The organism is Sphingorhabdus sp. Alg231-15 (assembly GCF_900149705.1).
Taxonomy (GTDB): domain Bacteria; phylum Pseudomonadota; class Alphaproteobacteria; order Sphingomonadales; family Sphingomonadaceae; genus Parasphingorhabdus.
Window position 1 is genome coordinate 1,203,098 of record NZ_LT703001.1, and the last position, 23,827, is coordinate 1,226,924.

Sequence of the window (23,827 nt, forward strand, 5' to 3'; positions counted from 1 at the left end):
ATAGTCTAGTAAACGGGTCTGCCAATGAAGTTCCCCGGCGGGCTATAGCGGCAGACCAGCACGTCTCGCTGGCCGTTTGTGGCAATTCCGCAGCCAATTCTGGTCGTATCGCGCCAGATGATCTGAGTATAGTGACCGACGTCCTGCCAGCGCCCCGTCGTGCTGACATCGGGAAAGGTCCCGCGGACAAAAAATCGCTTCTCGTCCACCCAAAAACCTACCATCTGTTCCGGCGAGAAAGCATCTGCGGTCCCAGCGAACAGATTCTCGCCCTGGTTCGGACGCGATGCACCTGGACTATGCTCGAACCGTCCATTGGCTATCAGGGTCTCGGCATATTCCAACGCTGCCGTGTTCAGAGCCGGGTCCAGTTCAACTGGCGGGACACCAACTTCGGCACGCGCTTCATTATGCTCTTGCAGCATAATCTGCAGCCGCGCGTCTCCAGTTGGCGAAGGTGTCGGAGATGGCGTGGGCGTTGGCGCCGGGGTTGGTGTCGGCGTGGGAGCGGGCGCCGGAGTGGGAGCCGGGGTCGGTGCCGGTGTCGGGGTTGGAGCTGGCGATGGTGTTGGAGAACCAGGCAGCGTCACTGCTGGAGGACCTCCGCCTTCGCTGCCGCAACCAACCAATAATGCCAGCATTGCTGCTTGCACGAAATAGCGGTGATGCTTAGTGGTGCGCTGATGCTTCATAACCCGTCCTCTCCCGTTTCAGCGAAGCAGACGGACCGTGACGAGATTGCACTCTACATTCACTGGCCGTTCTGTGTCGCCAAATGTCCCTATTGCGACTTCAACAGTCATGTGCGCGATCAGATCGATCAGCACGCATGGCAGAAAGCCCTTTTTCTCGACCTCAGGCATGAATATAAAGTTAACCCAAGTCCGCGGATTAGTTCGGTTTTTTTTGGTGGTGGCACTCCGTCGCTCATGCCCCCTCAGCTCGTCGCATCGCTGATCGCAGAAGCCGATAAGCTGTGGGGTCTGAACACCGGTTGCGAGATTACTCTCGAGGCCAATCCTTCCTCAGTAGAAGCCAGCAAATTTGCAGACATTGCATCGGCCGGCGTCAACCGAGTTTCTTTGGGATTACAGTCACTTGATGATCAAACACTGGAATTTCTTGGCCGCGCGCATGATGTCGCAGAAGGTCTTGCTGCTCTCGAAACCGCACAGCAGAATTTCGATCGTGTGAGCTTTGACCTGATTTATGCACGTCCCGGCCAATCTTTGGATGATTGGCAATCGGAACTCGTTCGGGCGATGGGCTTTGGCACCGATCATCTTTCACTCTATCAGCTCACCATCGAACCCGGCACCCGCTTTGAAACACTGGTGCGCACCGGACAGCTTGTCCCGGCTGACGATGATCATTGCGCCGATTTGTTCGAACTATCGCAGGATATGACCAAAGCGGCTGGTTTGCCCGCCTATGAAATCAGCAACCATGCCCGTATCGGTCAGGAAAGCCGCCACAATCTGAGCTATTGGCGTTATCGCGACTATATCGGCGTCGGCCCTGGTGCTCATGGACGGCGGCTGAGCTTGGCAACCGAGCGGCATAAAAAGCCGGAAAACTTCCTGTCGGCCGTCGAGCGCAACGGTCATGGGTTGAAAGTCGAACAAGCGCTATCCCCCGATGTTCAGGCCGCAGAAGCCTTGATGATGGGCCTTCGGCTCGGCGAAGGTATTGATTTGGCCGCTCTGACCGCGAAAACCGGGTTGGAAATCGCGGACATGATGGATGAGGCAGAAGTACAAAAACTCGCTGGCCTCGGCTTCATCGACCGGCAAGATGATCATCTTACCGTCAAACCCAAGGGCATGCCCTTGCTCGATGCGTTGTTGCCCAAGATCATAGCCGATCCGCTCCGCACCTGATGCGGCCCACAAGACGTCAGAATTTGCGTTTCCTTCACAGCCTGCTAGATTCTGCCGATGGATAGCGCCAATGCCCTTGTGAAGGATTTTTCCCGCCATTTGCGCGAAGGGCGGCGACGTTCGCAGCACACCGTGAGGGCCTATGTGACGACGGCAGAACGGTTTTGCAGCTTTCTGATGGAGCATCTAGGCGGTGCAGTTGGCAAAGCGGAACTCACAGCGCTCAAACAGACTGATATCCGGTCTTATCTTGCTTTCCGACGTGGCGATGGGCTGTCTAACAATAGCGCGGCGCGGGAGTTGTCGGCTATTCGGGCCTTCCTGAAATTTGTGGGCGGCGATGACAGTCAGATACCCAAGATCAAGGGTCCCAAGGTCACACGTGGCGTGCCCCGTCCGGCCTCCCCCGACGATATTGTCGCAATTGCCGGCGATATTGCCGAAAGCGCCAGCAGCGATTGGGTTGGCGCCCGTGACTGGGCGGTTTTGCTGTTGCTCTATGGATCGGGCCTGCGGATCAGCGAGGCGCTTGACTTGACCGGCGATGCCCTGCCCTTGACCGATACATTGCGTGTGACGGGTAAGCGGAGCAAGACCCGGATCGTACCGCTGCTTCCCAAGGTTCGCGAAGCAATAGAGCAGTATATCGATCTGTGCCCTCACCCCATGACCCTTGACCAGACCATATTTCGCGGGAAGCGCGGGGGCCCGCTCTCACCCAATCTGATCCGCCGGGTCGTCCAGCAGGCGCGTGGAAAACTGGGTATATCGGACAAGACCACACCCCATGCCCTGCGCCACAGCTTTGCCACCCATCTGCTGGCAGGCGGTGCCGATTTGCGGAGCCTTCAGGAATTGCTGGGCCACGCGAGTTTGAGCTCGACACAGGTTTATACTGCAGTCGACGCAGCGCACTTGCTGGATGTGTACCAAAATGCGCATCCTAGGGCGGGTTGAGATTGCTTCTGGGGATGTCTGCGTTGGGCGCAAAAGCGGATATTAACGCTGACTCACCATTATTGAATGGGTAGCCTGATCAATCTTCGTTGCTAACGCTGAACAGGCACAAAGCCAGGAGCAAAGTCGCCAAAACTCCAGAGCCTCCAGCTACCGGCGAAGGCAAAAAGCCCTGCAAGCCGAACATCATAACTAAAGTGTTGGCGACAAACGCTATCGCGCCAATCAACACTGTCGCTCCTCCCAGCGCTTTGCTGCCTTGGCTCATTTTGGCCATGCCAAAAACCACCGCCGCAAGACCCAGCAGGATTTTCGCCGCATTATAGCCGAAGAAAGAGAACGCAACCACCGAGGAAGCGACATCGCTGAAATCAGCGTTCGATTCGGCAGCCATACGAAATGGACCGAATTGAGTCAGGCCCACGCCTACCTGCACCACATTGAGTACCGCACTGAACGCAATCGCGGAAAACCCTAATGTGTAACGTTTGGCCATGACCAGAGCGGAACCCGCAAAAGCAGCTAGCAGCACAAATAGAAGCCCTTCCAAGCCCCACAGAAATTGGCGGTTAAAGTCGGGCGCACCGAGATACAGGGCTGTATAGATCGGTTGCGAAATGGCTGCCAGAAGCAGCAGTACCGCGACAACTTTAACCGTACGGCTTTGTGTTAATTCCATAAATCTATCCCTTGAAGAATTTGATGCATTCGAGCTATTCGCTGGCGCAAAGCTTAAGGTTACAGACAGATGAACAATATCTCAACGAGAGCAATGCTTCATGGAATCAATTGAATGAATAAGGCTAGCACTCACCAACGTGAAAAGACCATCAATCTTTATTATCTGAAGACTAGTTTCGCAAATCGATTTCCAATGTCCGCTTTCGGGATAAAGCGGATATTCCGCATTCACCCCAACCGCGCCTCAATCGCATCCCAGATCATCCCTGACGTATCCGTGCCGTTAAATTTATCTATCGCCACAATCCCGGTCGGCGATGTCACATTGATCTCCGTCAGCCATTTGCCGCCAATAACATCAATTCCGACAAAGATTAGTCCTAGCCGCTTCAAATCGGGGCCCATCGCTGCGCAAATTTCTTTCTCGCGTTCGGTCAATCCAGCCGCCTCGGCATAGCCGCCTTGCGCCAAATTGGATCGAAACTCGCCCTTGCCTGGTTTGCGGTTGATCGCACCTGCCACTTCGCCGTCCACCAGAACAATCCGCTTGTCGCCATCTTGTACTTCGGGAAGAAAGGGCTGAATCATATGCGGCTCTGGCCAGGTCTGATTGAACAGCTCGATCAAGGCACTTAAATTGCTGCCGTCTTCTGGCACCAGAAAAATCGCTTTACCGCCATTGCCGTGCAGTGGTTTCACGACAATGCCGCCATGCTCCGCCTGAAAGGCTCGAATTTCGTCAACATTACGCGTCACCAATGTCGGCGGCATATATTTGGCATAGTCCAGCACATAGACTTTTTCGGGCGCATTGCGGACAGACACTGGATTATTGACCACCAAGGTCTCACCTTCAAGTCGCTCAAGCAAATGGGTCGCGGTGATATAGCCGACATCAAAGGGGGGATCCTGCCGCATCAGCACGACGTCAATATCGCTGCCGAGGTCCAGCCGTACCTGCTCACCAAATTCATAATGATCACCATGCACCTGCTGCACTTTCACTGGATGCGCCAGCGTGGTTAGCCGACCGGCGAGATAAGTCAGATCCTTCACGTCATAGTGGTAGAGCCGGTGGCCGCGCTTCTGCGCCGCGATCATCAGTGCGAAACTGCTGTCACCGTCGATATTGACGGTTTCCATAGGGTCCATTTGCATCGCGATGTTCAGAGTCATAGAGGCGCTTTCTCAGGTCATTGGGATTGGCTGGATTAAAACCCATGCCAGACATTGGTTAAATGGGTCGGCAAGCGGCGCGGTGCAACCAAAATAACATCAATCCGGGCATCTTCACCATTTTTGCAATAGTCCGGATAGAGAATTTCCGCCGCAGCCGCGACGCGTTTCAGTCGATGATGGTCAATCGCTGTCTCCAGGTCTTCGGCTTTCGTCCGTGCTTTCACTTCCACAAAAGCCACCAGCCCCGCGCGTTTGGCAATCACGTCCACTTCACCATGCGCGGTTCGAACACGTTGCCCCAAAATCCGCCAGCCATGCAATCGTAACCAACCCGCAGCAATACTCTCAGCCCGCCGTCCCTGCTTTTCGGCCCGTTCCCGTTTCGCAGCAGAGCGTTTCACTGCTGACTTTCCGCCTTCCAGCGGTTCGTCAGCTCGTATAGTTGCTTGCGATCCACGCCATAAGTCCGCGCTACCTCTCCGGCAGCCTTGGAGGCTGGAAGCCGCTCAAGCGCCGTACGCAGTGCAGCTTCGATATCGGAAATGCTCGCTGCGTCCTCCGCAAGCGGTGGTCCGACGACTACGACAATCTCGCCCTTGGGCTTTTCGCCGGCATAACGCTCCGCCAGCTCTGACAGGTCGCCAGTCACGGTTTCTTCAAATTTCTTGGTAATTTCTCGGATGACAGCCGCGGGACGATCACCCAGAACAGCAAGCGTATCAGCCAGCATGCCACCAAGCCGTGCACCGTTTTCGTAAAAAATCAGCGTCGTCTTGATCGGAGCCAGTTCCGCCAGAACTTCACTTCGCGCTTTTGTTTTGCTGGGCAAGAAACCTTCAAACAGAAACCGGTCACTGGGCAATCCGGACAAGGTCAGCGCAGCAATGGCCGCGCTCGGACCGGGGATAGTTGTGACATAAGCGCCCGCAGCCTGAGCCTCGCGCACCAGCTTGTATCCGGGGTCAGAAATAAGCGGTGTACCGGCATCACTGACAAGTGCGACAATTTTACATCCTATCGCCGCCAAAATTTCCTGCCGCTCAGCCGCACCCTTATGGTCATTATAAACCATCATTTTCTTCTTTTTACCGATATAGTTCAAAAGCTTACCGGTTACTCTTGAATCCTCAACCAGAATGATATCTGCGGCAGCAAGAATTTCTTCCGCGCGATGGGACAAATCTCCGAGGTTGCCGATTGGCGTGGCGACGATATACAGGCCATGTTCAACGGGAGCAGACATAATGAACGCCATGACAGATAATTTGCATGTAGGACAGGATGAAAAAACATCCTCCCAGACTGTGCGCCGCAGCTTGCTGAAATATGCGGGGCTAGCAGGCATTATATTTCTGGCCGGTTGCGAATCCGTTGTACCGCGTGGCGGAGAACGTCCCACCAGACCAACACCGACACCTCCGCCGGTTACGGGCGAATTACCAACCGATCAGAAACATCATCGGATCGCGTTGCTGGTCCCGCTGTCCGGCAAGAATTCAGGGGTCGGACAATCTCTGGCCAATGCAACCACGATGGCACTGCTCGATACCAAGGCACAGAATATACGGATGACCAGTTATGATACCGCCAAAGGTGTTACTGCTGCTGCCCGCAAAGCTGTTGCCGACGGTAACAAACTAATCATCGGGCCGCTGCTGAGCGACAATGTGGTTGCGACTGCCAATATCGCGCGACCAGCGGGCGTTCCGATCCTCAGTTTTTCCAATGACGCTGGCGTAGCGGGCAACAACGTCTTTCTGCTGGGTCATATTCCTTCACAATCCATCAGTCGGGTTGTCAGCTATGCCAAGTCGAAGGGCATGAACCGCTTTGCTGCCCTCGTCCCGAACGGTGTTTATGGGCAGCGTGCCTCTTCGACCCTGTTGCGTTCCGTGAAAGATGCCGGTGGTACCGTCGTTTCCATTCAGAATTTCAATCGTGATTCCGCATCGGTAGAAGCCGCCACCAAGAAGCTCGCCCAAAATGGCGATTTTGATGCGGTACTATTGGCAGACAATGGCACCATGGCAATAAAAGCGGCTCCTTACATTCGCAAAAATGCCAGCGGTAGCGCCAAGATACTGGGTACTGACTTGTGGAATACGAGCAGTAATCTGGCCGGTTCTCCGGCGATGCGTGGTGCCTGGTTTGCCAGCGTTTCAGACGGGCTATATCGCCAATATGCAGGTAAGTATCGCAGCCGCTATGGCCGGGCACCTTTCCGGTTGTCTAGCCTGGGCTATGATTCCGTTCTGCTCACGGTGAAGGTGGCGCAAAACTGGAAAGTCGGCACCCCCTTCCCGATCAGGCAGCTTACTGATTCAGGCGGGTTTATTGGACTGGACGGCGTATTCCGCTTCCGCAGAAACGGCATCTCGGAGCGTGCTCTGGAAGTGCAGGAAATCCGCAGCGGTAGCTTTAGCGTCGTCGATCCTGCACCCAAGGGTTTTTAGGGCTTAAGGCATTGTCCGAGCGAAAGCCCGAATAAGGCAATATCGTTATCAGCCAATCTGTTGACCGGTATCTTTCCAATCGGCCAGAAAACCCTCAATGCCTTTGTCGGTCAGGACATGTTTGAACAAACCGCGGATCACGTTTGGCGGCATCGTCGCGACGTCGGCCCCAATACGTGCGGATTCCAGAACATGAACAGGATGGCGGATCGAAGCGACCAATATTTCCGTGTCATAAGCGTAATTGTCGTAAATCAGCCGGATTTCATCAATCAGCTTCATACCGTCAAAGCCGTTGTCATCGTGTCGGCCGACAAAGGGAGAAATAAAGCTGGCGCCGGCTTTGGCCGCTAGTAACGCCTGATTGGCAGAAAAACAAAGGGTCACATTGACCATGGTTCCGTCGTTCGTCAGCGCCTTACAGGTTTTTAGGCCATCGATGGTCAATGGAACCTTGATGCAGACATTGTCGGCAATTTTGCGCAGCACTTCGGCTTCCTGCATCATCGTTGCATGATCAAGTGCGACCACTTCGGCAGAGACCGGGCCATCGGTCAGACCACATATTTCCTTTGTCACTTCCATGATGTCGCGACCAGATTTCTTGATCAGCGATGGATTGGTGGTTACGCCGTCGACCATTCCCGTCGCCGCCAGGTCAGCGATTTCTGCGGTGTCAGCGGTATCAACAAAAAATTTCATAATGTCCGGCTCCCGATGCGGATAAGTGATGGCGATTGCGACTCGCCTAACGTCTTTCCAAGAGACGCGAAACCGGGGGCACGGTCAAGCTGTTCAGAAAGCTGTGGATAGTGTGTGGGCCAAGACCGGATAACATTCTAGGTCAAGCCGAATACCCCGATTATCAGAGGATCATTGGTTGCCTGTGGATTGGCTCTGATCCGGGCCTCCTGAGCGCCGATGGATCGGTAGATCGCATCGCTGACCTTGTTGGTCACATCATCGCTGATATCGGCAAAATTAATGTCGCTGACTTGCGACAGGACAAGATTGATAATCTCGTTGTCAAATAGGTTCAGGCCCTTGCTAACCCCCGGAAGCATCTGCGTTACCAGCGCGGTACCCAGCTCGTTCTGCAACAATTCGGTTGCGGCCCGGTCTCCACCTCTGATGATCGCGGCCGCATCGGCAATGCTCATACTGCGGATTGTATCCGCTATGACAGGAGCAGCCAGTTCTGCGCCTTTCTCGGCCGCGCGGTTGACCTGTTTGAGCAAGCGCTTCTGGATTGGCTTGGACCGTAACATGGCGGTTGCTATGTTCGTAACCCGCGTTCCGCCTAATCTTTCCGGCACCGAGATACGGGCGACCTGACTGTCAAAAAACCCGTTGGGTTGCATCAGTTCGGCAAAAGCATTTTGTGATGACAAGGTCAGCAACCGCTTCACCGCTTCGGTCAAGCTCAAACTCGGCAGGCTGGCACAGCCAGGCAGCGCCAATAATGCCGCGGCTCCGCTAGCTGCTAAAAAATGCCGACGATCCAAATTTCTCATGTGCTTACTCCCCTAATCCGCATATCCCTGCATAGCAGTTGGTGACGCAAACCCAAAGCATGCCTATACCGGCCGAATGAATCGCACCAAAAATCGAGTTAGAGTGCTTTTGCTCAATGCTGCTCTGGGACCACTCGATTATCGGGTGCCTGACGGTATGGACGCACGCCCTGGTTCCATTGTTATGGCCCCGCTGGGACCGCGCAAAGTGCCTGGCGTCGTATGGGAAGCGGACAGTTTTCCGGTCGATGAGATTGACGCAAAAAAGCTGAGGCCATTGTTGGAATTGCGTGATGTCCCGCCATTATCCGCGCCGCTTCGCCGATTGATTGAATGGACTGCACAATATTATTTTGCAGCGCCCGCGTCTGTTCTGCGCATGGTGTTGTCGAGCGGTGCAGCCTTTGCTGATAATCGCCCGATCATCGAATATCGATTGAACGGCAATGTTCCGGATCGGATGACACCACAACGGGAACAGGCGCTCGACAAACTGGTCGATGTACAGGGTACAGTTAGTGAACTGGCGTTCAAGGCAGATGTTTCCGCTGCGGTTATAAGAGGCCTTGAGAAATGTGGCGCGTTGGACCGCAGCGAAATCTCTCCTTTTGCCGCTATCGCGCATCCGGATCCCGAATTCGCCAAGGTGGAATTGAGTGATGATCAGATCCAGGTCAGCAACACATTAGTCAAAGCTGTACAGAATGCTGCATTCCAACCTTATTTGCTCGATGGCGTTACGGGGTCCGGCAAGACAGAGGTCTATTTTGAGGCCGTGGCAGAGGCCTTGCGTCAGGATAAGCAGACGCTGGTGCTGCTTCCCGAAATCGCGCTGACCGAACCCTTTCTAGATCGCTTCCAGGCGCGTTTCGGAACCGAACCGGTGGCTTGGCATAGCGGACTTAAACAGTCCGACCGCAAGAAAAACTGGCGGGCGCTAGCCGATGGCGATGCCAAAGTGGTGGTCGGTGCGCGCTCGGCGCTGTTTCTGCCGTACAAGAATCTTGGCCTGATCATCGTGGATGAAGCGCATGAGAACAGCTTCAAGCAGGAAGATGGCGTACGCTATCACGCCCGAGATGTCGCCGTGATGCGTGGCCTGCATGAGAAAATTCCCGTGGTACTGGCTTCCGCGACACCGGCAATTGAAAGCCGGCATCAGGTCGAACAGGGCAATTATGAACTGTTGGAATTGCCCGCCCGTTTTGGCGCGGCGACCTTGCCGGAGATAGCCGCTCTCGATCTGACGCAGGATATTCCGGCGCGCGGCTCATGGCTTGCTCCAACTCTGATCAATGCGCTCGAAGAAAATCTGGCCAAGGGCGAGCAATCCCTGCTTTTCCTCAACCGGCGCGGATTTGCACCGCTTACGCTGTGCCGGACCTGTGGCCATCGGATCAACTGCCCCAATTGTACCGCTTGGATGGTTGAACACCGGCTCACCAAGCGCCTTGCCTGCCACCATTGTGGTCATGTTATGCCGCAGCCGGAACAATGTCCCGAATGTAGCGATGAAGATTCACTGGTCGCCTGCGGTCCGGGTGTCGAGCGGATCTGCGACGAGGTCAAGATGCTGTTTCCGGCTGCACGTACCGCCATCGTCACCTCCGATACAATCTGGTCACCAGCCAAGGCGGGAGAGTTTGTCGCACAGATGGAAGCCGGTGCGATTGACATTGTCGTTGGCACCCAGCTGGTGACCAAAGGCTATCATTTTCCCAATCTGACTCTGGTCGGTGTGGTGGATGCGGACATCGGCCTTGAAGGCGGAGACCTTCGTGCGGCCGAACGCAGTTTTCAGCAAATTGCGCAGGTGGCAGGCCGTGCGGGTCGAGCCGAGAAGCCTGGCCAGGTCTATGTTCAGACACGCATGCCAGGCGCGCCGGTAATTCAAGCGCTGATCAAGGGTGACAGAGATGGTTTTTATTCTACCGAGACCGAATCCCGTCGCGCCGCCGCTGCGCCACCTTTTTCTCGGCTTGCCGCAATTATCGTGTCTTCAGAAGATAATGCAGAAGCTATGGAAACTGCTCGACTGATTGGCCAGACAGCGCCGAAAGTAGAGAGCTTCGCAGTCTATGGTCCCGCCCCTGCCCCGCTTGCCATGCTGCGCGGCCGCCATCGCCATCGATTACTAGTCCACGCGCACCGATCGGTTGAATTGCAAGAGATCATGCGCGAATGGCTCGAAAAGCTCGAATGGCCGCGCGCCGTGCGGGTCGGCGTTGATATCGATCCGTATAGCTTTGTCTAAAGGCGCACATCAACACAGCACATTCTAAACCGGTTTGGGTATTTTCTGTCAGGTTGCTCTTCGATCAGCTCGGTACAGCTTCAATTTTTAAATTACTTTTGAAAAATCCTATAAATTCGAGCATGGGAACAAGATGATTAAAAAGCTCGCATTGGTTTTCACACTTGCTCTCACTGTTCTGTTTGCTGGGCCCGCTCATGCTGATCCTGCCGATATCGCGGCCGCCAGTCGTTCGGTCGTCCGCGTTGTATTGGCCGCAACAGATGGTGATAAAGTCGCTTTTGTGGGCCATGGTAGCGGCTTTGCGGTGGCGCCGGACAAGATTGTTACCAACGCCCATGTCGTCGAAATTGCGCGGCAAGAGAAATCCGTCGTTATCGGTATCGTACCTTCACAAGGCGGAACCAGCTATGGCGGAAGGGTTATCGCCTATTCCCCAGGTAATGATCTGGCGCTGATTCAGCTTCAGGATGGGGGACGACTGCCGCCCATTACGGTTTTCAGCGGTCCTGTGGCCGATGGAGCGGATGTGGTAGCAGTCGGCTATCCAGGTTCCGTGGATCGCGCTCAGGGCCTCAATCTCGATGATCTCATCAACCCGATGTCACCGGTCAAAACGCGCGGCTCTGTCTCAGGCGGCCGGTCAACCAAACAATTTGATACTATTTTGCACACTGCGCCAATTGCCAGCGGCAACAGCGGTGGACCGCTCATAGACAATTGTGGGCGGATATTGGGCGCAAACAGCTTTGGTTCGCTATCTGACGGCAATGATGCTGAGTTTGGATTTGCTGTGTCCAGTCGTGAGATACTGTCCTTTCTGCGCAAAGCTGGCGTCAAAGTAGGGCTAACAGCCACACCCTGCCGTTCTGCAGCCGATATAAGCCTTCAGGAGCAACGCCGTGAAGCGGCTGCCCGAGCCAAAATTGAGGCCGCTCAAAAAGCCGAGGCAGCGCAGCGCCAGCAGACGGAGGCGAAGCTGCGGACCTCCATCTCGCAGGACATTATTACCGAGCGCGAAAATCAAATGGCGATTGCCGCGTTAATGCTGGTGCTATCGCTGGTGGCAATTGGCGGAGCCGGCTATCTGATGATTCAGGACAAACGTACACCAGCCATTGGAACCGCAGGTGGGGCCGCGTTGTTGCTGGTTGGCGCGATCCTTGTTTTTCTTTCCCGGCCGGCTTTTAGTGAGATTGATGATCGTGTCGCAGTCGCACTGAAGGAACAGCTGCCTGATCAGAATGGCACCGCTAGCGGACAAATAATCGCTACCTCGGGTCAGTACCAATGCCGCCTGAATCCCCAACGCAGCCGGATAACGGTTTCGCAGGCTGACTCGCTGGACATCGATTGGGCAGAAGGCGGCTGTATCAACGGACGCACCCAATATGGCCGTGATGGCGCCCAATGGTCACGTATTTTTGTCCCCAATGAGGAACAGACGGTCACCATCAGCAGCTTTGACCCTGATCGACTGGAATTCACCACCGAGCGATATCTCCTGGGGCTGGCGGCGATGACGAAGGCCCGTGAGATCCGCAAGCAATATGGCAACCGGGCCTGCACCGCAGATGAAAAAGCACTTTCCGATGTTGCGGATATGGTGAAGGCGATCCGAACCGAGTTACCTATGCAGACCAACGAGCGGCTAGTTTATGAATGCGAAAAAACTGCGCAATGATTGCTGACTTGCTATGATCGCAGACAAGCAGCGTAAGTCGGCAATGCGCTTCGTGCTGTTGACGGTTTTCATCTATTCCGTTGGCTTTGGCATCATCATGCCGGTGCTGCCAGAGCTTATTCAGGAACTGGAGGGCGTCAGCCTGTCCGAGGCAACTATGCTCGGCGGCTTTATCAGCGCTTCTTACGCGTTGTTCCAATTTCTCATGGGTCCGCTGGTCGGCAATCTCGGTGACCGTTTTGGTCGTCGACCCGTATTTCTGCTCTCTCTGCTTGCGTTTGGAATTGACTTTGCGTTGATGGGTTTTGCGACATCAATAGTGTGGTTGTTCATTGGTCGCTCCATCGCCGGTGGTCTTGGCGCCATATTCGGCCCGGCCAATGCTGCCATGGCTGACATGTCGAGCGACGAAGATCGCGCCAAAAGCTTTGGATTGGTCGGAGCCGCCTTCGGCATTGGCTTCATAGTTGGTCCAGCTTTAGGCGGGTTTTTGGGCGATTATGGGACGCGTATCCCGTTTTTTGTGGCTGGCGGGCTGGCTTTCCTCAATTTCATATATGGCTGGTTTGCTTTTCCAGAAACCATGGCACCGGAAGAAAAGCGCAGCTTTGAATGGAAACGTGCCAATCCAATGGGAGCCTTGCTCAATCTCGGCAAATTGCCAAACTTGCTTGGCGTTGCCGTGATCTATTTTCTGTGGATGCTCAGCAGCTCCATCTATCCAACCAGTTGGTCCTTTTTTGCTCCGGCGCAATATGGTTGGGATAGTAAAATGGTCGGATTGTCCCTGACTTGTGTGGGGCTGTCGATGGCGCTCGTTCAGGCGTTTTTGATTGGTCGATTTGTCAGTGCTGTCGGCGAACGAAAAACCGCAATGTTCGGAATATTCGTCGCGATTGTGATTTTTGCAGTCTACGTGCTGGTGGACGTCAGCTGGGTTGCGCTGTCCATGTGTCTGGTTGTTGGATTACAGGGCATGGCCATGCCCAGCATTAACGCGATGATGTCTCGCCGCACGCCGAGCAACATGCAAGGAGAATTACAGGGATTTAATGGCAGCATGGCCGCGCTTGCCGCCCTGATCGCGCCGCTTCTTTATAACGGCTCGCTATCCTATTTTACCAGTGATGCAGCGCCCTTTCGCTTTGTTGGCGCACCGTTCGCCATTGCCGCATTTGTCGGACTGATCCCGCTAATCTTGTTGATGATTGTCAAGCCCGCGCCTGACAATAAACAGTAATATTCGGGTTCAGCGCTGATTGCCGTATATCTTTACCGCCTCCGCTTCAAATGCGGCCATCGCAGCCATCCAGGGGCCTGGGCCATAGCTGATGCGTGCAACGCCCAACTCGGCTAATCGGGAAATGGATGGGCTATCCGGCATTCTCATGATGTTGACCGGCAAAGCTGCAATGTCGCAAATATCGCCAATCAACTTTTCATCGGCTGCAAAGGGAATGAAAAAACTGCCAGCGCCTGCATCGGCGTAGGCCTGACAACGTTCCAACGCTTTATGGGCCAGCGCATCATCATGATCTGGCAAAGGTGTCTGGATAAACAGATCCGTACGTGCATTGATGAACAACCCACTATCGGCGGCGGCCTTTATACGTTGGGACTGAACGGACACATCGCGTAGTCCGCCCGCCGACAAATCCTGATCTTCCAGATTAAGGCCAGCCACGCCTGCCTCTTTCATCAGCCGTGCGTTTGCACCAACCGCAGATGCATCATCTCCATAACCGGTTTCCAGATCAATTGTGACCGGCACATCGACCGCAGATACAATATGTTTGGCATTGGCCAGAGCAAAATCAAAGGGCAGCTTCTCACCATCCTCAAAACCTTGCGCACCAGCAACGGACAAGCTGCCCGTTGCAACCGCCTTTGCCCCTGCACGAGCCGCAACCTGAGCACTGCCCGCATCCCAGATATTGTAAAGGATAAGCGGCTTGCCCGGTTGATGCAGTTCAGCAAATTGGGCGATCATATCCGTCATTTCGCGGCTTCCTTTTCGAGCAAACGTTCTTTTATCTCTAGTCCATAGGCATAGCCGCCCATGCTGCCATCGCTGCGCACCACGCGGTGGCACGGGATTAACACCGCAACATTATTGGCACCATTGGCACTGCCCACAGCGCGCACCGCTTTGGGCTTGCCAATGGCGGCTGCAATATCGGCATAGCTACGTGTCTCGCCAAGCGGTATTTTCTGAAGTTCCTGCCAAACCGCCTCCTGAAACGCGGTACCCTGCACGTCCAAAGGAATATGGCTGAAGTCACCGGGTTTCTCGACAGAGGCCGTGATTTGCCCGACCAAGGCCTGAAATGCATCATCACCCGGCTGCAGGTCAGCTTTGGGGAAGCGGGCACTCAATTCCTCTTCACCTTCGTTGAAGGACAAACAGCAGACACCCTTGTCCGTGGCAGCCACCATCATTGTTCCCAATGATGTCTCGACATTAGCCCAGCGGATCGTGACCCCCGCCCCGCCATTTTTCCAAGCACTTGGTTTCATGCCTAATCTCTTTCCATTATCTGCGTAAAATCGGGATGCTGAGCCATAGCCGGCATCGTAGATGGCTTCGGTAACAGAAGCACCGCTGTCGAGCGCCTCCTTGGCACGTTCGGAACGCAGAGCGCGCGCATAAGCCGCTGGTGACAATCCCATTTCGCGCTTGAATATGCGCTGCAAATGGGTGGGTGAATAGCTGGTCATCTCGCCCAGCTCATCCAATGCCGGCGCCGTTTCAGCCATACGGATCGCATCAATCACGGCTTTTACCGCCGCATCATCACGCGCGACATCTTTGGGCATGCAGCGCAGACAAGCGCGTAATCCTTCCGCTTCCGCCTGTTCCGGCTTAGCAAAGAAGCGTACATTTTCTCGCTTGGGATGCCGCGCTGCACAGGAAGGACGGCAATAAATACCGGTGGTTAGCACGCCGGTCACAAACTTGCCGTCAAATGCCCGGTCACGGTTGGCTACCGCCTGCCAGGCTCTATTGTCATCGATCAAGGATTCGTCTTTGTTCATGTTGTTCTTTTGCCAGCCTTTGCCGACCCTCGCATCCCGTATCTTGCGATCAAAGCAAAATCTTACCTCTGAGATAATCAAACAGCTTGAAATTCCGCCTTTTTTGGCAAAGTTTAAAAAGCGTTCGAGTGCTATCTTGCATCGCAGCAAAATGGTTGCTAGACGCCGCCCATCCGAAGGCGAGATGCTGTCATTTTCGTCGGTATTCGGGAATACATTACATACCAGTTTTTTGGTCAATTTTCAGATCAATAATTCAGGCACGGAGTAACGAACGCGTGGAGAATTCCAGCGGCATTAGAGCGAGTTTAGCGGGGCGTTACGCCACTGCATTGTTCGCTTTGGCCACCGAAAAAAAAGCCATCGAAACAGTCGAATCAAGCCTTGGTGCACTCGGCGATGCGATGGGCGAATCGGACGACCTGAAAGCGCTGATTAGCAGCCCGGTCCTGTCCCGTGCTGACGCCGGCAAAGCAATTGCTGCTATTGCGGGACAAATGAAACTGGATGATTTGACCACCAACGTACTCGGTGTTCTCGCGGCTAATCGCCGTCTCGACCAGATACCAGCCGTCATTCGCGCCTTCTCTACTTTGGCTTCGGGCCATCGCGGTGAGATTACCGCCGAAGTGACCTCCGCTCATCCCCTGGATGATGCGCAAGTTGATGCGCTTAAGGCGCAACTCAAGAAACGTGTGGGAAGCGATGTATCGGTTTCCACCTCCGTCGATCCGTCCATCCTGGGCGGTCTGGTCGTCAAAATCGGCAGCCAGATGATCGACAATTCGATTAAAACCCGTTTGAACACGCTATCTCAGGCCATGAAGGGCTAAAGGAAGAACAATGGATATTCGCGCAGCAGAAATTTCGAAGGTCATCAAAGACCAAATCGCCAATTTTGGTAATGAAGCTCAGGTTTCCGAAGTTGGAACCGTGCTCGCAGTTGGTGACGGCATTGCCCGTATCCACGGTCTTGACCAGGTACAGGCTGGTGAGATGGTTGAATTCTCCAACGGCACCCAGGGCATGGCGCTGAACCTAGAAGCCGACAATGTCGGTGTCGTTATCTTCGGTACGGATGCGGACATTAAAGAAGGCGACGTTGTTAAGCGTACCGGTACGATTGTGGACGTTCCCATCGGCAAGGAACTTCTCGGCCGCGTTGTTGACGGTCTTGGCAATCCTATTGACGGCAAGGGCCCGATCAAAACTGAAAAGCGCAGCCGCGTTGAAGTTAAAGCACCGGGCATCATCCCGCGTAAATCAGTTCATGAGCCCGTGCAAACCGGCCTCAAGGCGCTTGATGCGCTGGTTCCCGTTGGCCGTGGTCAGCGCGAATTGATCATTGGTGACCGTCAGACCGGTAAGACCGCTGTCGCCATCGATACTTTCATCAACCAGAAAACAATCAACGCTGGTGATGACGAAGGTAAAAAACTTTACTGCATCTATGTGGCTGTGGGCCAGAAGCGCTCCACGGTTGCGCAGATCGTACGTCAGCTCGAAGAAAACGGCGCGATGGAATATTCTATCGTTGTTGCCGCTTCTGCTTCCGAGCCGGCCCCGCTGCAATATCTCGCGCCATATACTGGTGTGACGATGGGCGAATATTTCCGCGATAATGGCATGCACGCCTGTATCGTTTATGACGATCTTTCCAAGCAGGCTGTGGCTTATCGTCAGATGTCCCTGCTTCTGCGTCGCCCTCCGGGCCGTGAAGCTTATCCTGGTGACGTTTTCTATCTTCACTCACGTTTGCTCGAACGTGCCGCAAAAATGAACGAAGATAATGGTTCTGGTTCGCTGACGGCATTGCCAATCATTGAAACACAGGCTGGCGATGTTTCCGCTTACATCCCAACCAACGTGATTTCGATTACTGACGGTCAGATCTTCCTCGAGACCGACCTGTTCAACCAGGGCATCCGTCCTGCGATTAACGTCGGTCTGTCAGTTTCCCGTGTGGGTTCTGCCGCGCAGACGAAAGCGATGAAAAAGGTTTCTGGTTCGATTAAACTCGATCTCGCGCAATATCGCGAAATGGCAGCCTTTGCGCAGTTCGGTTCTGACTTGGACGCGTCCACGCAGAAATTGCTGGCACGTGGCGAGCGTTTGACGCAGTTGCTCAAGCAGGCACAATTCTCCCCGCTCGCATTTGAAGAGCAAACAGCTTCCATCTACGCGGGTACCAACGGCCATCTTGATGATGTCGCAGTGACCGATGTTGTTCGCTATGAAGAAGCAATGCTCGCTCATATGCGCTCTGACCATGCTGACATTTTGAAAACGATCCGTGAAAGCGGTGACTTGGCAAATGACACCAAGGAGAAGCTGGAAGCCGCATTGGCAGCGTTCGGCAAGAGCTTTGCCTAATGGCTTCGCTCAAGGAACTTAAGGATCGGATCGGGTCGGTTAAATCGACCCAGAAGATCACCAAGGCCAAAAAGATGGTGGCCGCTGCCAAATTGCGCCGTGCGCAAATGGCCGCAGAGGCCGCGCGTCCTTACGCCAATGAAATGGCGAAGGTCATGTCGAGCCTCGCTGGCAAAGTGACGGTGGATGAAAATTCACCAAAACTGCTGGCTGGCACTGGCAAGGATCAGGTCCATCTTCTGGTTGTTGCAACCTCAGATCGCGGTCTTTGCGGGGCGTTTAACGCCAATATCGTCAAAGAAGCGCGGTTGAAGGCTGAACAGCTGACCAAAGATGGTAAGACTGTCCTCTTCTACATGGTTGGCCGCAAAGGCATTCCAGTAATCAAGCGGATGTATCCCGATCAGATATTGAAGCATTTCGACACGACCGACGCAAAAACACCTGGCTTTGAAGAAGCCAAAGCAATTGCAGCGGATCTGACCGCCTTGGTGGAAGAGGGCAAATTTGACGTTGCTCATCTCTTCTACTCGAAATTCAAATCGGCATTGTTGCAGGAACCGACGGTGCAACAGATTATTCCTGTCGCTCTGGACACATCCGGTGACGAAGCATCGGGCGCGTCGACAGAATATGAACCCGATGAGGAAGAAATCCTCACCGAGTTGCTGCCACGCAATCTGACCACCCAGCTTTTCGGCGCATTGCTTGAAAATATGGCGTCAGAGCAAGGCGCGTCGATGACCGCGATGGACAACGCCACGCGCAATGCCGGCGACCTGATCGACAATCTGACCATTATTTATAACCGCAGCCGTCAGGCCGCGATTACCACCGAATTGATTGAAATTATCGCTGGCGCTGAAGCGCTCTAAAGCACGTACGCAAGGAAAGAAAAATGGCAAATACCAACAATGTAGGCCGCATTTCACAGGTTATCGGCGCTGTCGTCGACGTCACCTTTGATACGGATATCCCGGCCATTCTCTCGGCTCTGGAAACCGACAATAACGGCAACCGGCTGGTGCTTGAGGTTGCTCAGCATCTCGGCGAAAACACCGTGCGCACCATCGCGATGGATGCGACCGAAGGTTTGACCCGCGGTCAGGAAGTTACCGATACCGGCGCACAGATCAACATGCCTGTTGGCCCTGAAACACTTGGCCGCATCATGAACGTGGTTGGCGATCCTATTGATGAGCTTGGCCCGATCGGTCACAAGACCACTGCGCCAATTCACGCAGAAGCGCCTGCTTTTGTCGATCAGTCCACCGACAGCGAAATTCTCGTCACCGGTATTAAAGTTGTCGACCTTCTCGCACCTTATGCAAAGGGCGGTAAAATTGGCCTGTTCGGCGGTGCCGGCGTGGGCAAGACCGTGCTTATTCAGGAACTGATCAACAACATTGCTAAAGGCCATGGCGGTACTTCCGTCTTCGCCGGTGTGGGTGAGCGTACCCGCGAAGGTAATGACCTTTATCACGAATTTCTCGATGCAAACGTTATCGCCAAGGGCGAAGACGGCAACGCAACCTCAGAAGGTTCCAAAGTGGCACTCGTCTATGGTCAGATGAACGAGCCTCCAGGAGCGCGTGCTCGTGTTGCTCTGTCCGGTCTGACCATCGCGGAATATTTCCGTGATCAGGAAGGCCAGGACGTATTGTTCTTCGTTGATAATATTTTCCGCTTTACGCAGGCTGGCTCCGAAGTGTCCGCGCTTCTCGGCCGTATTCCTTCAGCTGTGGGCTATCAGCCAACCCTGTCTACCGACATGGGCGCGCTGCAAGAGCGTATCACCTCGACCAATAAAGGTTCGATCACTTCGGTTCAGGCCATTTACGTTCCTGCCGATGACTTGACCGACCCTGCACCGGCAACCTCTTTTGCCCACTTGGACGCAACCACCGTTTTGAACCGTGCGATTTCAGAGCTGGGCATCTACCCCGCTGTTGACCCGCTCGATTCAACCTCGCGTGTTCTCGAGCCACGTGTTGTGGGTCAGGAACATTATGACACGGCCCGTGCTGTTCAGGAAATCCTGCAGAAATATAAGTCGCTGCAGGACATTATCGCCATTCTCGGCATGGACGAGCTGTCTGAAGAAGATAAGCTGGTCGTTGCCCGGGCGCGTAAAATTCAGAAATTCCTGTCACAGCCTTTCCACGTCGCGGAAGTCTTTACCGGCATTTCTGGTAAGTTCGTTGATCTGGAAGACACGATTAAGTCGTTTAAAGCGGTTGTGGACGGTGAATATGATCATCTTCCTGAAAATGCCTTCTACATGGTTGGCGGCATTGATGAAGCGCTTGAAAAAGGCAAACAACTGGCAGCAGAAGCGGCCTAATCCATTCCCCCTCCCTCACGGGAGGGGAATAGGGACATAGATTGATGGCAAACCTACATTTCGAACTCGTAACTCCTGAAAAGCTTGTCCGCTCGGATGATGTTTATATGGTTGTTGTTCCCGGCGCAGAAGGCGACTTTGGCGTATTGGCTGGCCACGCGCCGTTTATGTCCACCATCCGTGATGCAGAATTGTCCATTTACGCCAGCGAGGGTGCAGAGGCTGAAGTCATAACCGTTCAGGGTGGATTTGCCGAAGTAAACGAAAAAGGCCTGACGGTATTGGCCGAGGCCGTTTCCTAAGCCTCTACGACCGTTGCCGCCCGGCGTTCGCTGCGCCAGAGGAACAGACCGCTCAGCAAGATCAGGCTGCCGCCGACCAGAGCCAGCGGTTCAATCGCGTCTCCAAATATGAAAACGCTGATCAGTGATGCGATGATCAGCTGGATATAGACAATCGGTGCTATTGCCGCTGCTGTCGTCCGCATGGTCGCCATATAGAGCAGAAAATGACAACTTGTCGCCGTAATCGCGACGACCGCACAGCGCAGAATAACATCCCAGTCCGGTGCTCCCGGAACATGCATTACCGGAAACAGGAAATGCCCAGTCGTAGCGGCAATCGAGAGGAATATGGCGGCCCAGAAAGCGATATAGAACTGCGCCGCAAAGATCGATCGCTGGCTGGATACCATGCGATTCAGGATCAACATTGCTGCCATCGCAACAGCAGAGATTAGTGGCAAAACGGCAACCAGACCAAAAGCCGCAACATTGGGCTGTAACATGATCAACACGCCACCAAATGCAACAATCGTTGCTATCCATGTCACCGGGCGCATTTTCTCTTTCAGGAACCAGCCTGAGAATAAAGCCGTCAGGATTGGATTGATAAAGGATATCGCAACAGCATCCGCCAGCGGCATTATGTAAATGGCAGAAAAGAACGTAATAGTGCCAACCGACAAGGCAAAGCCACGCGCAGCATGCAACCAAGGCCTGCTGATCTGGAAGCCTGCCCTGCCCTCGCGCCAGAAAAGAATGGCAGCAAGAGCGATTGCTCCAATGGTGAATCGCAGGGCCGCAACCGCGGGTGCAGGCCAGTCGCCAGCCATAGATTTAATGAACGCATCACCGATCGGAAAGCCCGAAAAAGCAATTAGGGCCAGCAAGATACCGCTGCCTGCAACTGTTTTTCCGATATTTTTATCTGCCTGCAAAACCCGTCCGATCACAATGAGCGCTTAACCACCGATTGCAGGCTATTCAGCAACACACAACCATCATTTTTCGTCGAAACAGGTGATAGAAAACCAAAACTGTCCCACCACCATTATCCAAACATTAACCATTTTCCTTGAAAGAGATGTCTGATGATTTGGGAACAAACTATTTCCGGCGGAGAGACATGAGCGCATTTGGTAAGAAAAACGGATTAGGCGGTGGCAGACCGTCATTTGGCGTTGCGAAGCCTATGTCTGGCGGCGGAGGATCGAAACCCGCTGATCAGGATAATGCAGATAAGTCAGAGGGTGGCGACCAATTTCCTCCCATCGACGCTGTTCCCCTTCCCGGCGAACAGCAGGCCGCTGCACCGGATAAAGACGATGCAATGTCGCGTCTGGCCGAACGTTCTCAACCAATGGCCGAACAAGGCGACAAGGATGAAGGCTTTGGCGCATCCGTCCATAAAATTAAAGAACAGGTGCTTCCGCGCCTGTTAGAACGGGTTGATCCCGAAGCGGCGGCGACACTCAATAAAGAGGAGCTGACCGAAGAATTCCGCCCGATTATCATGGAAGTGCTGACCGAGCTGAAACTGACGCTGAACCGGCGCGAGCAATTTGCGCTTGAAAAAGTGCTGGTTGATGAACTGCTCGGTTTTGGACCACTCGAGGAGCTACTCCAGAACCCAGATATTTCCGATATCATGGTCAACGGTCCTGAACAGACCTATATTGAGATTAAGGGTAAACTGGAAATCGCGCCGATTAAGTTCCGCGACGAAGAACATCTCTTTCAGATCGCCCAGCGGATCGTGAACCAAGTTGGCCGCCGCGTTGACCAAACCACCCCGCTTGCCGATGCGCGCTTGGCCGATGGTTCTCGTGTGAACGTGATTGTGCCGCCGCTGAGCCTTAAAGGCACAGCCATCTCCATCCGTAAATTCTCTGACACACCGATTACGCTCGACATGATGCAGGGCTTTGGCTCGATGTCGACGGCCATGTGTACGGCGCTGAAAATTGCCGGTGCCTGCCGTTTTAATGTTGTTATCTCTGGCGGTACGGGTTCTGGTAAAACGACTATGCTCAACGCCATGTCGAAAATGATCGACCCGGGTGAGCGCGTGCTGACTATCGAGGATGCTGCCGAGCTTCGTTTGCAGCAACCGCACTGGCTGCCACTCGAAACCCGTCCGCCTAACCTCGAAGGCGAAGGCGCCATTACCATTGGTGACCTCGTGAAAAACGCCTTGCGTATGCGTCCTGACCGGATCATTCTGGGTGAGATTCGTGGCGCTGAATGTTTTGACCTTCTCGCTGCCATGAACACCGGCCATGATGGCTCGATGTGTACGCTTCACGCCAATAGTCCGCGCGAGTGTCTTGGCCGTATGGAAAACATGATTTTGATGGGTGACATTAAAATCCCGAAAGAAGCCATTTCACGCCAGATTGCAGAATCTGTTGATCTGATTGTTCAGGTGAAGCGCCTCCGCGATGGTTCACGCCGGACGACCAACATTACCGAAGTGATCGGGATGGAGGGCGACGTGATCGTGACGCAGGAATTGTTCAAATATCAATATCTGGACGAGGATGCCGACGGCAAGATCATCGGTGAATATCAATCCTCCGGCCTCCGCCCTTATACGCTTGAAAAAGCGCGGCAATATGGTTTTGAGCAACCGTTACTTGAGGCCTGCCTCTAAGCAACTTCCAAAGCTTCGGCGAAATATTTGCCGTTTTTTGCGAGAAGATATTCTGTTGTCGGGGGAAACCCGTCGAGCACTTTTCTTTGCACAAGCCGCTGCGCTGTTGTGGCCTTTAAGCTGAGCGAAACAGCGCGCGGCGATGCCTCTGGCAAAGCCCGCTCTATGCCACTGAAACGAGTCTGACCGGCCGCGAGAACGTGAACCAGCGGCAGGGTCCAGCGGGTCATGTCTTTTACAGGAATTTCAAGACGGTTCTGCGTCCTAATGATCGAGCTTGCCACTTGCGCCAGCGCCTCGCCGCTTTCCGTCAACAAATATTCGGGGCGCAGCGGATGACCATGGCCCGGATTGCGGATCACCCAACCCGCATCGATAAGTTGTTCCAGCGCCCGAGACAGGCTGTCCCGCGACAGACCAACGTGATTCAATATCTCCACAAAGCGCGCACCTCTGCCAGAAAGCGCTGCCAGTATCGCAATGGTCCAACGATAGCGACTGAGCGCGAGAACCGTCGATAGAGATAAAATTGACATAA

Annotated in this window: 23 protein-coding genes; 12 read left to right on the forward strand and 11 right to left on the reverse strand. The window is 54.1% G+C overall.

All coding sequences use genetic code 11. The features are described from left to right. Nucleotides 1-5: 5 nt before the first annotated feature. Complete coding sequence (locus DG177_RS17665) at nucleotides 6-692, reverse strand: CAP domain-containing protein (protein WP_337658559.1); 687 nt, start codon at nucleotides 690-692, stop codon at nucleotides 6-8. On the opposite strand from DG177_RS17665, the gene hemW reads away from it, so the two are divergent. Together hemW and DG177_RS05975 are read left to right on the forward strand one after the other, a co-directional pair. Further along, complete coding sequence (hemW, locus tag DG177_RS05970) at nucleotides 684-1,880, forward strand: radical SAM family heme chaperone HemW (RefSeq protein WP_108812804.1); 1,197 nt, start codon at nucleotides 684-686, stop codon at nucleotides 1,878-1,880. The two genes, DG177_RS17665 and hemW, sit on opposite strands and share 9 nt — an antisense overlap. 57 nt (nucleotides 1,881-1,937) lie before the next feature. Continuing rightward, nucleotides 1,938-2,837 (forward strand): tyrosine-type recombinase/integrase, encoded by a 900-nt coding sequence (locus DG177_RS05975; protein WP_108810656.1) that lies wholly within the window; start codon nucleotides 1,938-1,940, stop codon nucleotides 2,835-2,837. Between the two features lie 79 nt (nucleotides 2,838-2,916). On the opposite strand, the gene DG177_RS05980 is transcribed toward DG177_RS05975, so the two are convergent. From DG177_RS05980 to rsmI, 4 genes are all read right to left on the reverse strand, one after another. Continuing rightward, entirely contained in the window at nucleotides 2,917-3,516 is a 600-nt protein-coding gene (locus DG177_RS05980; protein ID WP_108810657.1) for a thiamine biosynthesis protein ThiC, read from the reverse strand. Between the two features lie 230 nt (nucleotides 3,517-3,746). Next, a complete protein-coding gene (gene gshB / locus DG177_RS05985; RefSeq protein WP_108810658.1) occupies nucleotides 3,747-4,694 on the reverse strand; it encodes a glutathione synthase in 948 nt (315 codons plus the stop codon). 35 nt (nucleotides 4,695-4,729) lie between these two features. Then, complete coding sequence (locus DG177_RS05990; protein WP_108810659.1) at nucleotides 4,730-5,098, reverse strand: YraN family protein; 369 nt, start codon at nucleotides 5,096-5,098, stop codon at nucleotides 4,730-4,732. After that, nucleotides 5,095-5,940: a 16S rRNA (cytidine(1402)-2'-O)-methyltransferase gene (rsmI, locus tag DG177_RS05995; protein WP_108810660.1), complete on the reverse strand. Its 846-nt coding sequence runs from the start codon at nucleotides 5,938-5,940 to the stop codon at nucleotides 5,095-5,097. Before rsmI ends, DG177_RS05990 begins: the two co-directional genes overlap by 4 nt. A gap of 1 nt (nucleotide 5,941) precedes the next feature. Between rsmI and DG177_RS06000 the strand changes: the two genes are divergently transcribed. Next, a complete protein-coding gene (locus tag DG177_RS06000; RefSeq protein WP_337658560.1) occupies nucleotides 5,942-7,150 on the forward strand; it encodes a penicillin-binding protein activator in 1,209 nt (402 codons plus the stop codon). Nucleotides 7,151-7,198: 48 nt separating this feature from the next. Here the strand turns inward: DG177_RS06000 and fsa are convergent, their stop codons facing one another. Then, on the reverse strand, nucleotides 7,199-7,852 hold the full coding sequence (gene fsa / locus DG177_RS06005) for a fructose-6-phosphate aldolase (RefSeq protein WP_108810661.1): 654 nt from the start codon (nucleotides 7,850-7,852) through the stop codon (nucleotides 7,199-7,201). Between the two features lie 137 nt (nucleotides 7,853-7,989). Next, nucleotides 7,990-8,664, reverse strand: coding sequence for a DUF4197 family protein (locus DG177_RS06010; RefSeq protein WP_108810662.1), 675 nt, complete (start codon nucleotides 8,662-8,664; stop codon nucleotides 7,990-7,992). 76 nt (nucleotides 8,665-8,740) lie between these two features. Between DG177_RS06010 and DG177_RS06015 the strand changes: the two genes are divergently transcribed. From DG177_RS06015 to DG177_RS06025, 3 genes are all read left to right on the forward strand, one after another. Continuing rightward, nucleotides 8,741-10,918: a primosomal protein N' gene (locus DG177_RS06015; RefSeq protein ID WP_108810663.1), complete on the forward strand. Its 2,178-nt coding sequence runs from the start codon at nucleotides 8,741-8,743 to the stop codon at nucleotides 10,916-10,918. 133 nt (nucleotides 10,919-11,051) lie between these two features. Further along, nucleotides 11,052-12,602, forward strand: coding sequence for a trypsin-like peptidase domain-containing protein (locus tag DG177_RS06020; RefSeq protein ID WP_108810664.1), 1,551 nt, complete (start codon nucleotides 11,052-11,054; stop codon nucleotides 12,600-12,602). Between the two features lie 13 nt (nucleotides 12,603-12,615). Further along, entirely contained in the window at nucleotides 12,616-13,842 is a 1,227-nt protein-coding gene (locus DG177_RS06025) for an MFS transporter (protein ID WP_108810665.1), read from the forward strand. A 9-nt stretch (nucleotides 13,843-13,851) separates the two neighbouring features. Here the strand turns inward: DG177_RS06025 and DG177_RS06030 are convergent, their stop codons facing one another. Together DG177_RS06030 and ada are read right to left on the reverse strand one after the other, a co-directional pair. After that, on the reverse strand, nucleotides 13,852-14,601 hold the full coding sequence (locus tag DG177_RS06030) for an isocitrate lyase/phosphoenolpyruvate mutase family protein (protein ID WP_108810666.1): 750 nt from the start codon (nucleotides 14,599-14,601) through the stop codon (nucleotides 13,852-13,854). After that, nucleotides 14,598-15,638 carry a bifunctional DNA-binding transcriptional regulator/O6-methylguanine-DNA methyltransferase Ada gene (ada, locus tag DG177_RS06035; protein WP_108812806.1) on the reverse strand — a complete coding sequence of 347 codons (1,041 nt, stop codon included), beginning with the start codon at nucleotides 15,636-15,638 and terminating at the stop codon, nucleotides 14,598-14,600. The genes DG177_RS06030 and ada overlap by 4 nt, the downstream gene beginning before the upstream one ends. A gap of 278 nt (nucleotides 15,639-15,916) precedes the next feature. Between ada and DG177_RS06040 the strand changes: the two genes are divergently transcribed. Genes DG177_RS06040 through DG177_RS06060 form a run of 5 tightly spaced genes read left to right on the forward strand, consistent with a single transcriptional unit; the run spans nucleotide 15,917 to nucleotide 20,657 of the window. Further along, on the forward strand, nucleotides 15,917-16,471 hold the full coding sequence (locus tag DG177_RS06040; protein ID WP_108810667.1) for a F0F1 ATP synthase subunit delta: 555 nt from the start codon (nucleotides 15,917-15,919) through the stop codon (nucleotides 16,469-16,471). Between the two features lie 10 nt (nucleotides 16,472-16,481). Next, nucleotides 16,482-18,011, forward strand: a complete 1,530-nt coding sequence (gene atpA / locus DG177_RS06045) for a F0F1 ATP synthase subunit alpha (protein ID WP_108810668.1) — start codon at nucleotides 16,482-16,484, stop codon at nucleotides 18,009-18,011. Then, nucleotides 18,011-18,886 (forward strand): F0F1 ATP synthase subunit gamma, encoded by an 876-nt coding sequence (locus DG177_RS06050; protein WP_108810669.1) that lies wholly within the window; start codon nucleotides 18,011-18,013, stop codon nucleotides 18,884-18,886. The genes atpA and DG177_RS06050 overlap by 1 nt, the downstream gene beginning before the upstream one ends. A gap of 23 nt (nucleotides 18,887-18,909) precedes the next feature. Further along, nucleotides 18,910-20,355 (forward strand): F0F1 ATP synthase subunit beta, encoded by a 1,446-nt coding sequence (gene atpD / locus DG177_RS06055; protein WP_108810670.1) that lies wholly within the window; start codon nucleotides 18,910-18,912, stop codon nucleotides 20,353-20,355. Nucleotides 20,356-20,399: 44 nt separating this feature from the next. Continuing rightward, nucleotides 20,400-20,657 carry an ATP synthase F1 subunit epsilon gene (locus DG177_RS06060; protein ID WP_108810671.1) on the forward strand — a complete coding sequence of 86 codons (258 nt, stop codon included), beginning with the start codon at nucleotides 20,400-20,402 and terminating at the stop codon, nucleotides 20,655-20,657. Here the strand turns inward: DG177_RS06060 and DG177_RS06065 are convergent. Then, nucleotides 20,654-21,589: a DMT family transporter gene (locus DG177_RS06065; protein ID WP_337658561.1), complete on the reverse strand. Its 936-nt coding sequence runs from the start codon at nucleotides 21,587-21,589 to the stop codon at nucleotides 20,654-20,656. The two genes, DG177_RS06060 and DG177_RS06065, sit on opposite strands and share 4 nt — an antisense overlap. Nucleotides 21,590-21,762: 173 nt before the next feature. On the opposite strand from DG177_RS06065, the gene DG177_RS06070 reads away from it, so the two are divergent. After that, nucleotides 21,763-23,289 (forward strand): ATPase, T2SS/T4P/T4SS family, encoded by a 1,527-nt coding sequence (locus DG177_RS06070; protein WP_108810673.1) that lies wholly within the window; start codon nucleotides 21,763-21,765, stop codon nucleotides 23,287-23,289. Here DG177_RS06070 and DG177_RS06075 read toward each other — a convergent pair. Continuing rightward, a complete protein-coding gene (locus tag DG177_RS06075) occupies nucleotides 23,286-23,825 on the reverse strand; it encodes a winged helix-turn-helix transcriptional regulator (RefSeq protein WP_108810674.1) in 540 nt (179 codons plus the stop codon). The genes DG177_RS06070 and DG177_RS06075 overlap by 4 nt on opposite strands. Nucleotides 23,826-23,827: the final 2 nt, after the last annotated feature.